The following is a 13190-nucleotide window of genomic DNA, read 5'->3' on the forward strand; positions in this document are numbered from 1 at the left end:
TTCGTGACTCATATCTCTGAGCACAACTCTCCATACAGCCGAGGCACCATTCACGGTGTGCTGATGGATGCCCTCGACTGCCTGAAGCATCTGATTCTGGACGGCAAGAGCGTTCGTTTCTCCGACCTCGGATTGTTCTCCATCGGCATGACTTCACGTGGCGAGGTGAGCAAGGAGAAGGTGACGGCAGCTAGCGTGCTGGGCGTGCATCTTATTGTAAGAAACACAAAATCATGGAGCAACGCCGAGCTGAAGAAGCTCACCAAGATCGTGGCATACGATGACTATACCACCGGGGCTGAGGACGGCGGTGGAACTGAGAACACGCCGAGCGGAGGCAACACCAACCAGGGCGCTGGCGGGGAGACTAATAAGGATAACGGCGGAACATCGCAGGGCGGTGGTGGTACCAGCCAGGGCACTGGCGGCGGAACCGACAGCGGAACTGACGGCGGCGGCGACAACGTAAATTTTTAAATCTAGGTTGATGCGGATTGCAAATCCGCAGAGCCAAAATAGGTTAGGACGTTTTTTAACGGCGGATTGCAAATCCGCCGAAACACCTAACGGAATTTATCACTAATCATTAATCACTAAAAAAAACTGCTTATGAAGAAAGAAACCTGGAAAACTGTATTTCAGATAGTACTATCTATCTTGACCGCCATTGCCGCCTCGCTGGGTGTGACGAGTTGCATGTCGTAGAACAACACGAACACTAACAAGAAGTGCCGGCAAGTTAAATCTTGTCGGCACTTTTCTATTCTTATATCATCCACACTAGGGGGCCATAATTTTCACTCTATTCAAAGGTACCAAGGAGCTTGGTACCTTTGTTGCTTTATCTTGGTACCTTTCACCCTAATCAGGAATAGGGATTTCCCCCTTCTACTTTAGGGAATCCTTCTCGTTTCTTTTCGGAAGAAAGTAGTACTTTTGCAGACGTAAACAAGATAATGACCGAGCACTCTTTTTTAAAGGGGCTCAAGATAATAACTTTCAAAAACAGTATCGCTTATGAAAAGAAATGAAGTAATGGCACTCATCGCCACAGCCATATTGATGTTTGCCGTATGCCTCTCGGCTTCGGCTAAGGGAAAAAGAAACGTGGAGCGGGGAATGACCAAGCAGGAAGTGATTGCCATTCTCGGAGAACCTAAGCTCACCAGTTTCGACATGTATGGGGACAAATGGGAATATGCTAAATATAATAATCTGTTTGGAGATTCCAAGTACATCACGGTCTTCTTCGACAGAAACGGAAAGGTTGTGCAGTACGATACAAGAATCATAGACCCCAACAGCCAGACATCAAATGTACAGCAACCACAACACCCTACTCCACCCCTCTACGATGGAAGATGTGATCCCGATGGCAGAATGGATTACGGCTACAGCCTCGATGATGCTTCCTTCTCCAAACTATATAATAAGGTGAAGAAAGCAAGCTTCGACGACAACAAGTTCGACCTGATAGAAGTGGCAAGCCTCGGCTGCTATTATTCCTGCGCCCAGGTGGTCCGCATCATGAAGATATTCCCTTTCGACGACGAACAGCTGAAAGCGCTCAAAATGATGGCGCCACATATCGTGGATCTTCAGAATACAGGCCTCATCTATAAAGTATTCAGCTTTGACAGCGAAAAGGATAAGGCTGAGGAAATCATCAGAAATAGCAAATAAATAAGATGATTGATGCGGATTGCAAATCCGTGAGCAAGATGCGCATCTTGCTCACGGATTTTTCTTTCCCCTTCCCTTTCCATTTTTTCACAAAAATCACAAGGATTGTTAAAATTGAAACTTTATGCTAAACTTTTCCGTCTAAATGCAATCAGATTAATATCTTTCTGAAATAAATAAAACGGGATAAAAAGAAAATAGAAGAAGATTATGAACGGAAAAGTAAAAAACACAATGGCTGCTCTGCTCCTCGTGGCGGCACCATTGGCTACGCAGGCAAAACAATGGTCGCTGAAAGACTGTATCGACTATGCGCTTGCCAACAACATTTCTCTTCAGAAGACGCAACTTACCAAGGCCAGCGCCCAAGAAGATTATCTGCAGTCGAAAGCGGCTCTGCTTCCGTCGCTCAGCGCCAGCACCAACCAAAGCGTGAACTATACGCCGTGGGTGGCTAGCGGAATCAGCGGAGACGGTTTCTCGAGAGCAAGTGTGGATAAAGTATATTACAACGGAAGTTATTCAGTAGCGGGAAACTATACCATCTGGAACGGAAACAAGAATCATAACCAGATTAAACTGAACAAACTTGCTGCTGAAGCTGCCGATCTTGATTCGGCTACCCAGGCTATCAAACTGCAGGAACAGATTGCACAGCTCTACGTGCAGATTCTCTACTCTACAGAGGCTATCCAGGTGAACAAGGAGAGCTATCTCTCGAGCCAGCAGAACGAGGAACGGGGCAAGGAGATGGTGAAGATAGGCAAGATGAGTCAGGCTGACCTGGCACAGCTCACCGCTCAGCGGGCTCAGGATGAATTCAACATCGTGCAGGCTGAAAGCAATGTGAAGAACTATAAGCGACAGTTGAAGGAACTGCTTCAGATTACAAGCGATGAAGCTTTTGACATCGAGATTCCGAATACCACCGATGAGATGGCTCTCGTGGCTGTTCCGGCAATGAACGGAGTCTATGCTGCGGCTCTCGAAAACCGTCCGGAGTTCAAGACCATCAAGAATCAGTTGGCTCAGAACGACTTGAACATCAAGATTGCGAAGGCGGGCAAGCTGCCTACCATCAGCGCCAACGGTGGTATTTCTACCAGCAATACTTCCATGAACAGTACAAGCTTGGGCAAGCAGTTGAAGACCAACTTCAGCGTTGGAGGCGGCGTAGGAGTGAGCATCCCTCTCTTTGAAAACCGAACCACCAAAACTCAGGTGAACAAGGCTTTGATTCAGCGCGAAAGCATCCAGCTCGACCTGAAGAACCAGCAGACTCAGCTCTACTCTACCATAGAGAATTACTGGTTGCAGGCTACCACCAACCAGAGCCAGTTTAAGGCAGCAAAGGTTAGCAGCGAGAGTGCCCAGACCAGTTACAATCTGCTGAGCGAGCAGTTTAAGCTGGGATTGAAGAACATCGTTGAGCTCCGAACAGGAAAGGATAACCTGCTCAAGGCGAAGCAGGACGAGCTCCAGGCCAAATACCTTGCCATCCTCAACATCAATATGTTGAAATTCTATAAGGAGGGACATATTTAAGGAGAGTGAAGGAGTTAAGGAGCTCCTTAACTCCCCCTCCCTAACAAAGTTTTATTATTTCGAATTAAATTAATCTGATTATAAAAAATGAAAAAGTTGAGAATTAGCAAAATCTGGATTGCTGTCGTGGTGATAGTAATCGTTGCCGTGGCGGCATGGGCGATGTCGGGCGGAAAAAAGGAGGAAGATATTAACTTCAAGGAGGAAAAGGTGGCGCTGAAAACCTTGCAGAACAGCGTAACCGCTACGGGTACTATCGAGGCTGTAACCTCAGTAACCGTAGGTACACAGGTGAGTGGTATTGTCAACAAACTCTATGTGGACTACAACTCCCAGGTAAAGAAGGGACAGGTCATCGCAGAACTCGACAAGACCAATCTCTTGAGCGAACTGAATACCGCGAAGGCAAACCTAGCCAGCGCACAGAGCAGTCTGAACTATCAGGCAGCCAATATGGAGCGCTACAAAACCCTTTACAAGAAGGGACTTGTCAGCGCCGATGAATACGAGAATGCCCTCCTCACCTATCGCCAGGCTAAGGAGCAGGTTGCCTCTTCCAAGGAAAACGTACAGAGAGCGCAAACCAACCTCGGCTATGCTACCATCACTTCTCCTATCGATGGTACCGTGATTTCGAAGAGCGTAGAAGAAGGTCAGACCGTAGCAGCCAGCTTCAACACCCCAGAGCTCTTCACCATTGCCAAGGATTTGACCAATATGCAGGTAGTTGCCAATGTTGACGAGGCTGATATCGGCGGTGTAAAGGAAGGCGACCGAGTAACCTTCACCGTAGATGCCTATCCGGATGATACCTTCGAGGGAACCGTGAAGCAGGTGCGCCTGGAAGCTACAACTACCAACAACGTAGTAACTTACGAGGTAGTGATTTCTGCTTCAAATGCTGATTTGAAATTGAAACCGGGTCTTACAGCCAACGTTACCATTTACACCCAGGAGCGCAGCGGCGTGCTCGCCGTAGCCAACAAGGCTCTCCGCTTTACCCCTACCAAGGAAACCGTGGGCAAGGATATGAAGATCGTGGACTGCAAGGGTAAAAACAAGGTCTGGACATTGAATGGCAACACCCTCACCGCTCATCCTGTAACCATCGGTCAGAGTGATGGAATCAATACAGAAATCACCAAGGGATTGAAGCAGGGCGATAAGATTGTTACGGAAATTGTGGTGAATGTTCCGGAAGAAGAGGATGCTCCACAGCAGAGTCAGGGACTGATCAGCGGTCCGGGTCCTAGAGGAAAGAAGAAGTAAGGGGAGAAGTAAAAAAGAATCATTATGTCTGAAACATCAAATAACAACGAGAACAAGAAGGTGGTGATAGAGCTCGACAACGTGCGTCGCGACTTTCTTGTGGGTGATGAAACCGTCCACGCCCTGAAAGGCGTAAGCTTCAAGATCTACGAGGGCGAGTTCGTTACCATCATGGGTAAGTCGGGTTCCGGCAAATCCACCCTGCTCAACCAGCTGGGCTGTCTCGACACCCCTTCCAAGGGTGAATATTACCTGGATGGCGTGAGTGTGCGCAAGATGAGCCGCAACGACAGAGCCATCCTGCGCAACCGCAAGATTGGCTTCATCTTCCAGAACTACAATCTCCTGCCGAAGACCACGAGCGTAGAGAATGTAGAGCTGCCGCTGATGTACAATCCTGCCATCAGCGCAGAAGAGCGCAAGCAGCGTGCCATCGAAGCTCTGAAGGCTGTAGGATTGGGCGAGAGACTCTATCATAAGAGCAATCAGATGTCGGGTGGACAGATGCAGCGTGTAGCCATCGCCCGGGCACTGGTGAACAATCCTGCCGTGATTCTCGCCGACGAGGCAACGGGTAACCTGGACACGAGAACCAGTTTCGAGATTCTTGTCCTTTTCCAGAAACTCTACGCTGAGGGCAGAACCATCATCTTCGTAACCCACAACCCGGATATCGCCAAGTATTCCAGCCGCAACATCGAATTGCGCGACGGACACATCATCAGCGATACCTATAATGACAACATCCTTTCGGCAGCAGAAGGCCTTGCCGCCCTGCCAGCCAATACGGACGAATAACAGTATAGAATATGAATTATCAGAATCTTTTTAAGATAGCCATCCGGGCGATAGCAGCCAACAAGATGCGCTCCTTCCTCACAGCCCTGGGCATCATCATCGGTATTGCAGCCGTGATTACGATGCTTGCCATCGGACAGGGAAGTAAGGCGAGCATCAAGGCGAACATCGCCGAGATGGGTAGTAATATGATTATGATTTCGCCGGGTGCCGACATGAGAGGCGGTGTGCGACAGGATGCTTCCTCGATGGAGACCCTGAAGCAGGCAGACTACCAGAGCATCAAGGAGGATTGTAATTACATCAGTGCCATTTCGCCTACCGTAAACAGTTCGGGACAGTGGATCTACGGCAACAACAATACGCAGAGTTCCATCTATGGCGTGAACCAGGACTACCTGAGCATCCGCCAGCTGAAGGTGGCAGATGGAGAAATGTTTACCGATACCGACATCAAGGCAGCTGCCAAGGTCTGCATCCTGGGTCAGACCGTAGTGGATTATCTTTTTCCCGACGGCAGCGACCCGATCGGCAAGGTAGTACGTTTCAACAGCATCCCGTTCCGTGTGATAGGTGTGCTTCAGAAGAAGGGTTACAACTCCATGGGAATGGACCAGGATGACCTCGTGCTCGCCCCATACACCACCGTGATGAAGCGAATCCTGGCACAGACCTATCTGGGCGGAATCGTATGTTCTGCCATTACTGAGGAAGCATCGCAGCCTGCGCAGGATCAGATTTCGGAAATCCTCCGCCGCAACCACAAACTGAAGGATGCCACCGAGACCACCGAGGCAGATGAGGATGATTTCAACATCCGTTCGCAGGAGGAAATCTCCAGCATGATGAATTCCACCATGTCCACCATCACCATCCTTCTGGGTAGTGTGGCAGGAATCTCCCTGCTGGTGGGCGGTATTGGAATCATGAACATCATGTACGTTTCCGTTACCGAGCGAACCCGTGAAATCGGTCTTCGAATGAGTGTGGGAGCCAGGGGAATCGATATTCTGAACCAGTTCCTCATCGAGGCGATTCTGCTCTCTGTAACGGGTGGAATCATCGGAGTGATATTGGGAGTGAGTCTGTCGCTGAGTCTGAATGCCTTCCTGCACATAGCCACTCAGATAGAGCCTTGGAGCATCATCATGAGTTTCGCCGTCTGTACCTTCACCGGCGTGTTCTTCGGATGGTATCCGGCAAAGAAGGCAGCAAGACTCGACCCTATCGAGGCAATCAGATACGAGTAAAAATCTGATCAGTTTTTTCTGAAATATATCTGTTTTATCAAAACTTTATTGTATTTTTGCAGAAGAATTCAAGAAACTCAAACTCAATTGAGTTCATCTGGATAAAATAGAAATATACTTGAGATAAAACAGATAGAAAAAAAGAAAAATGAATACAGAAATATTATCAGCAGATAAAGACCCGATGGGCGCAGCTATTCTCGACTTCCAGAAGCAGGGGAAGGCAGCCCGACTGAGAGTGCTCTCTTCGATGTTCGAGGAAGACGAAATGCCAGTGAGACATCTCTTCAGAAGCGTTCTGGAAATGCCGCTTCTGGAGCAGAAAGCCTTGCAGCTAGCCAAGGGACGGGTGCTGGATATCGGAGCCGGAAGCGGTTGCCATACGCTCGCCCTGCAGGAGAAGGGATTTACGGTGAAGGCGATTGATATTTCGCCCTTGAGTTGCGAAGCAATGAAGTTGAGAGGGGTGAAGGATGCGGAATGCATCAATCTCTTCGACGATCATCTGGGAACGGGTTTCGATACGATTCTCCTCCTGATGAACGGAACGGGAATTGCCGGGAAGATAGAACATCTCCCTGCCCTCTTCCAGCGCTTGAAGGCGTTGCTGAATCCGGGCGGTCAGATTCTCATCGATTCCTCCGACCTGAAATACATCTACGAGAATGAGGATGGAAGTTTCGATATCAATCTGAACGGAGCCTATTACGGAGAAGTAGATTATCAGATGATCTACAAGGATGTAAAGGGCAACCGCTTCGACTGGCTCTACGTGGATTTCCCATTATTGAAATCCATCGCCGAAACCTGCGGGTTGCATGGTGAACTCGTGGCAGAAGGCGAACACTACGACTATCTGGCGAGGATCTTCTAAGCATCTAAAAGGCGATAAGATTTTACAGTATATAAAGAAAAAAGGAGTTAAGGCCATCATCTTAACTCCTTTTTTCTTTATATTTTACTGAAGTTTCGCATGCGGTTCAAGTACGGGCTGAAGGCCCAAAAGCTCTTAGCCCATAGCATCGCCCTGGGTATGTATGGACGTAAACCTGTCGCCCTGTAAGGGCAAAAGCTCTATTTTATCGCAGAAATCGTGACATCCGAGAAATCGTTCATCAGGTCAAGAATCTCCAGGGTATGGAAATCCTTCTTCGCCTTCACTTCAATATTCGCCTCCAGGAATTCCTCCTTGGATAACCGGCGCTCTTTCAGTTCGTAGGAATGCACCTCCATTCCCTTCTGCTTGATTTGACTGATGAATTCCTTCACGCTCTCACGAGACGGGGCAGAGAAATTCAGCTCAACGGTAGTGGTTCCCAATGGCGGAATCCAATAGTTCAGCACCTCCAGTCCCAGCAGCACCATCACCGTGGTAAGAGCCGCCGCAACATACATTCCCGTACCGCACGCCAATCCGATGGCCGCCGTCACCCACAAGCCAGCCGCCGTAGTAAGACCACGCACCACATTCTTCTGGAAGATGATGGTACCGGCGCCCAGGAATCCGATGCCCGAAACCACCTGCGCCGCCACACGCGAGGAATCCTTCAGATCCACTCCGAATCCAAACTGCGAAACCACACAGAAGAGCGCACTTCCCAAAGCCACCAGGAAGTGGGTGCGGAAACCAGCCTCCTTGGCACGATATTCTCGCTCAATGCCTATCGCTCCTCCCAAAAGCAGGGCGAGAGAAAGGCGGATGGTCAGGTCAATATAAGTTGCATCCATATTATTGTCCTTTCTTTAATTAATCAACAAAAAATCATTTAATTGCAAATATACAACTTTTCTTGGAAAGAAAGGCGAGAATTTCAAAAAAATAATGTATCTTTGCAACTGTTAGTGCCATTTTTGGCAATTTACTCTATTTATTCACAAATACACATTATTTAATAATATATATGGCAACAGTTGACGACAAGAAGATCATCTTTTCAATGGTGGGCGTATCCAAGATTATCCCACAAAACCAGAAGCAGATTCTGAAGAACATCTACCTATCGTTCTTCTACGGAGCAAAAATCGGCATCATCGGTTTGAACGGTGCCGGTAAATCTACGTTGATGAAAATCATCGCAGGACTTGAGCAACCTACCCAAGGTGAGGTGGTTTGGAGCCCAGGCTACTCTGTGGGCTACTTGCCTCAGGATCCTCCACTCGACGAGAACAAGACCGTGAAGGAAAACGTGATGGAGGGTGTGCAGAAAATCTATGATGCACTCGCTGAATACGAGGACATCAACAACAAGTTCGGTCTCGAAGAATACTACGGAGACCCTGATAAGATGGACAAGCTGATGCAGCGCCAGGCTGAGGTGCAGGATATCATTGATGCTACCGATGCCTGGAACATCGACTCCAAGCTGGAGCGTGCGATGGCTGCCCTTCACTGTCCTCCTGGCGATTGGCCTGTTACCAATCTCTCGGGTGGTGAGCGCCGCCGTGTGGCTCTCTGCCGCCTGCTCCTGCAGAAGCCGGACGTACTCCTGCTCGATGAGCCTACCAACCACCTGGATGCTGAGAGCATCGACTGGCTGGAGCAGCACCTGCAGCAGTATGAGGGTACCGTCATCGCCGTTACCCACGACCGCTACTTCCTCGACGACGTGAGCGAGTGGATTCTGGAGTTGGACCGTGGCGAGGGTATTCCATGGAAGGGCAACTACTCTTCATGGCTCGACCAGAAGACCAAGCGAATGATTCAGGAGGAGAAGACTGCCTCTAAGCGCCGCAAGACTTTGGAGCGCGAGTTGGAATGGGTTCGCATGGCACCTAAGGCCCGTCAGGCTAAGGGTAAGGCTCGTCTGAACTCTTACGAGCAGATGCTCAACCAGGAGCAGAAGGAGCGCGAGGAGAAGCTGGAAATCTTCATCCCTAACGGTCCTCGTCTGGGTAACAAGGTTATCGAAGCTCAGCATGTAAAGAAGGCATTCGGCGAAAAGGTTCTCTTCAACGACCTCAACTTCATGCTTCCTCCTAACGGTATTGTGGGTGTTATCGGTCCTAACGGAGCCGGCAAGACTACCCTCTTCCGCCTCATCATGGGATTGGAACAGGCTGATGGCGGCACATTCGAGGTGGGTGAGACCGTGAAGCTGGCTTATGTTGACCAGCAGCACAAGGACATCGACCCTCAGAAGACTGTTTACGAGGTGATTTCCCAGGGCAATGAGACCTTGCGTCTGGGTGGCAGAGATGTGAATGCACGTGCTTACATCAGCCGCTTCAACTTCTCGGGCACCGACCAGAGCAAGCTCTGCAGTGTTCTCTCGGGTGGTGAGCGCAACCGCCTGCAGTTGGCATTGGCATTGAAGCAGGAAGGCAACGTATTGCTCCTCGATGAGCCTACCAACGACATCGACGTAAACACGCTGCGTGCCTTGGAGGAAGGTTTGGAGGCATTTGCCGGTTGTGCGGTGGTTATCAGCCACGACCGCTGGTTCCTCGACCGAATCTGTACCCACATTCTTGCCTTCGAGGGCAATGGTGAGGTATTCTTCTTCGAGGGCAGCTATTCAGAATATGAAATCAACAAGGCTCGCCGCCTGGGCGATACAGAGATCAAGAAGGGTCGCTATCGCAAGTTGATGGAGGAATAAAGATTCGAAAAAGAAAAGAAGGACTTGGAAACGATAAGAATAATCGTTTCGGAAACAATAAAAAACAAAAGAGAGGGTGTGTCATAAGTACAAGACGCACCCTCTTTTTTGTTTCTATGCAGCCGTTTTCATAAGAAACTATCGCTGTATCAGATTTACTTATAGATTTCTACGTCATCTACAGCTATATAAGCAGGCGCATTATAACCATACTTCCCCTTCATATCTTCTGAAGCCTCATAGTTTACCTTCAAGCTGCTAATCTCGCCAAGAGAAGAGAGATCAACATACTGCCAGCTCTTCAAAGAGTTTGTACCATCCTGAACTGTGTACTTAACTGTACCTGTAGATGTAGTACCATCAGCCTTGAAGCCTTCGAACACGACAGAGATTTGGGTAGAACTTTTAGCCTTTGCACAGAAGTCATTGCCATTAGCCATCACATTGAGGAAGTAAGTACCATTGGTAATCCAAAGGCCTTTCATGGTGTGAGCCTTACCATCCTTAAAGTCAAGAACAGGAGCATTATATCCATCTATTGAACCATAAATCATCAAGAAGTTGCTGCCAGAGTGAGCTGCAAGATCTGCAGGAATAGAAAGCTGTGTATTAGATGTACCTTCAGCAATGGTACTATGATAGTTAGAAACAGCAGCACCGCCATTCCAATAAGCCCATGAGCCATAGCCATTATTTATCTTTGAATGCAAAGATGTTGTAGCATCAGTCCACTCATAAACTCCATTATCTTCAGTGAAACCCATACCACTCTCTCCATAGAGCATCTTTCCACCATACTGAGCATTATCTATCAATGCATTCCAGTTACTACCCTCGAAAGTGATGGTCTCATACTTAGGAGTGTTGTCATCGTCGTCGTCACTACATGCTGTGAAGAAACTAGTGGCACACACAAGTGCCAATAAATAAAAATACTTTTTCATCATTGTTGTTTTGTTTATTACTAAAATTATCTTATTATTTATTATCTCTTTCTACTCTTGGCACTGATTGACTTTTGGAGATGCAGGTCCTCAGCCCCACTCACCTCTGTGGAAGTCTCACCTAGCCAACCACACATTTGATTCTGTGCGCTATACACTCTCACGAAGTCGATGTGGTCGAGCGCCACTGGCTTTCGATTCTTATCTACCGCCCAAGAGATATCGAAACTACATCCATCAATGTCGCTATTGCTCACATTGTCAACATATCCATACCGGAAGGCATCACAAACCCAATGGGTTCCATTGCCGCTGGTATCATAGCCATTACGCGGCAAAAGGGTACCCTCGAAGCGTAATGGACTTGACAACCACAAAGGGAAATATTCCTGGGCATGGAAGGTATTGCGATTGATAACTCCACTCCTTCCCTGATTGTCTGTCCATGGAATATCATGCATGGCATCCTTGGTATAGGTTATCTCATAGCCATATACCACTTTGCCCACACTGTCAACATCAGCACTGCCGGAAAGTTCATACCAAGGATCGTCGGGCACCCCATTGCCATTCACATCCTGCGATACCATCACGATGCCAGGCTCGCTATTGTCCTTGAAAGCATTGCCCTTGATGTAAAGGTCTTTCTCACCTTTCACATTCGCTATAGAATGATCGAAATGAAAGGTGATGTAACCACCATAGGCACCCAGACTCACCAAACCGCCCTTGTCTCCACCGATGGCTTCTGTACATTTTCTTGCCATCGTCTTAGCATCGTCACCCTCCTCATATTGAGGCATTGTATTGACGAATTGTCCTGGAGCCGGCACATACTCATCCACCGCCAAGATATACTTGCTATACTTCTCGGCTGGTTGGCTCGGATCCGACGATGGCAACTGAGGTTTGCGATAAACAAACGCTGCCTCTGCCGGAATATCGCCCGTCCACACTCGCCAATCGAAGGTGCCATCCGCCTTGAAGTGAAACAACTCACCACTTGACACGTAATTTTTAGCATCCATCAGATAGAAATCTTTCTTCTGAGGATTGACGATGATGCCGTATGGCATTTCGATGGATTGTATCTCAGGAGCACTAGACAAGGAATGAGCAATTACCTTGTGTTGGCTGACATTCACGATGCCATACTCTATCGAATTCTTCTGTGAAGTCTCATTCCACTGCACACCTATATAATATAGTGAATCACCCACGATACACATGTTGGAGACCGGCACTTCCAGTTCACCTCCCTTTTCCATCTGCCCTGCAGCATTAGGCTTGAGCCAATACAATCGTGAAGGCACCTCCTTGTAGTCGCCTCGGGAACTCACCCATAGCTGCCCATACTTATCGGCACGACAGCGATGCAAGTTGATTGCCACATCAATCTTCCGCTCCTCCTTAAAGGTCTTGAGGTCGATGACGCTCACCGTACGATCGTAGTTGGGATTGCGATAACCGCCACTGTTGGCAACATACAGTTTGCCATGCACAACAGCCAATTCATCGGGCTGATAGCCCACCATCACCTTGTCCACTACCTTCATGGTCAGCGTGTCCACCTTATAAACAGCTCCCACTTCGGCATCCTGGCGCATATTCACAGGAGCCACATAGGCACTCACATAGGCAAATCCCCCATCAAAGGCAAGGTATCGACAGTTGGGGATGTCTATCTTCGCTACTTTTTTGCAAGTATAGGCATCTGCCACCTCCACCTTGTTGGAGCAGTTGATGACCATCCACAGTTTGGAGCCATATATCTTGATATCATTGCCAACATCACCCAGTTCCTTAATCTCGTTAGGATTGCGTTCAGAGTAGATGTTGCGATGATAAATGACGTTTTCACTATTATTACCCGACAAGTCCAGATAGTCGAGGGTAGCCTTGTTGCTGCCCATATTGCCCTGGTTGAGCAAGTAGAGTCCCATGACATCGCCCTTCTCAGCCTTACTGCCTGTATCCTCAGGCTCAGAAGAGATGACGGTGTCGCTATCCCGACACGACTGCATACATAGAGCCAGAAAACAAAGCAAGGCTAAGAACCAAGACTTTGCCAGATTGGGTTGATGATATATCTTATCCTTCAT

Annotated in this window: 12 protein-coding genes; 9 read left to right on the plus strand and 3 right to left on the minus strand. The window is 48.3% G+C overall.

Going from position 1 to position 13190, the window contains the following annotated elements:
* The 8 genes from DXD25_RS05210 to DXD25_RS05240 form a co-directional block, all read left to right on the plus strand.
* Positions 1-477: DNA-binding protein (locus DXD25_RS05210; protein WP_117662091.1), on the plus strand; the 477-nt coding region annotated here is incomplete at its 5' end.
* Positions 478-609: 132 nt separating this feature from the next.
* Positions 610-705, plus strand: a complete 96-nt coding sequence (locus DXD25_RS16635; RefSeq protein ID WP_153090088.1) for a smalltalk protein — start codon at positions 610-612, stop codon at positions 703-705.
* Between the two features lie 312 nt (positions 706-1017).
* Positions 1018-1683, plus strand: a complete 666-nt coding sequence (locus DXD25_RS05215) for a DUF4476 domain-containing protein (protein ID WP_117662092.1) — start codon at positions 1018-1020, stop codon at positions 1681-1683.
* 210 nt (positions 1684-1893) lie between these two features.
* Positions 1894-3228, plus strand: a complete 1335-nt coding sequence (locus DXD25_RS05220; protein ID WP_117662093.1) for a TolC family protein — start codon at positions 1894-1896, stop codon at positions 3226-3228.
* An 87-nt stretch (positions 3229-3315) separates the two neighbouring features.
* Positions 3316-4497, plus strand: coding sequence for an efflux RND transporter periplasmic adaptor subunit (locus DXD25_RS05225; RefSeq protein ID WP_117662094.1), 1182 nt, complete (start codon positions 3316-3318; stop codon positions 4495-4497).
* 24 nt (positions 4498-4521) lie between these two features.
* Positions 4522-5295 (plus strand): ABC transporter ATP-binding protein, encoded by a 774-nt coding sequence (locus tag DXD25_RS05230; protein WP_117662095.1) that lies wholly within the window; start codon positions 4522-4524, stop codon positions 5293-5295.
* A gap of 11 nt (positions 5296-5306) precedes the next feature.
* Positions 5307-6545 carry an ABC transporter permease gene (locus DXD25_RS05235; RefSeq protein ID WP_117662096.1) on the plus strand — a complete coding sequence of 413 codons (1239 nt, stop codon included), beginning with the start codon at positions 5307-5309 and terminating at the stop codon, positions 6543-6545.
* A 148-nt stretch (positions 6546-6693) separates the two neighbouring features.
* A complete protein-coding gene (locus DXD25_RS05240) occupies positions 6694-7419 on the plus strand; it encodes a bifunctional 2-polyprenyl-6-hydroxyphenol methylase/3-demethylubiquinol 3-O-methyltransferase UbiG (RefSeq protein ID WP_117662097.1) in 726 nt (241 codons plus the stop codon).
* A 200-nt stretch (positions 7420-7619) separates the two neighbouring features.
* Here DXD25_RS05240 and DXD25_RS05245 read toward each other — a convergent pair whose 3' ends face one another.
* On the minus strand, positions 7620-8273 hold the full coding sequence (locus DXD25_RS05245; protein WP_089544999.1) for an MgtC/SapB family protein: 654 nt from the start codon (positions 8271-8273) through the stop codon (positions 7620-7622).
* Between the two features lie 173 nt (positions 8274-8446).
* On the opposite strand from DXD25_RS05245, the gene ettA reads away from it, so the two are divergent.
* Positions 8447-10144: an energy-dependent translational throttle protein EttA gene (gene ettA / locus DXD25_RS05250; protein WP_117662098.1), complete on the plus strand. Its 1698-nt coding sequence runs from the start codon at positions 8447-8449 to the stop codon at positions 10142-10144.
* 155 nt (positions 10145-10299) lie between these two features.
* Here the strand turns inward: ettA and DXD25_RS05255 are convergent, their stop codons facing one another.
* Positions 10300-11091: a DUF4465 domain-containing protein gene (locus DXD25_RS05255; protein ID WP_117662099.1), complete on the minus strand. Its 792-nt coding sequence runs from the start codon at positions 11089-11091 to the stop codon at positions 10300-10302.
* 38 nt (positions 11092-11129) lie between these two features.
* Positions 11130-13190 carry a YncE family protein gene (locus DXD25_RS05260; RefSeq protein WP_117662100.1) on the minus strand — a complete coding sequence of 687 codons (2061 nt, stop codon included), beginning with the start codon at positions 13188-13190 and terminating at the stop codon, positions 11130-11132.

This window comes from Prevotella sp. TF12-30 (assembly GCF_003436715.1).
GTDB lineage: Bacteria > Bacteroidota > Bacteroidia > Bacteroidales > Bacteroidaceae > Prevotella > Prevotella copri_A.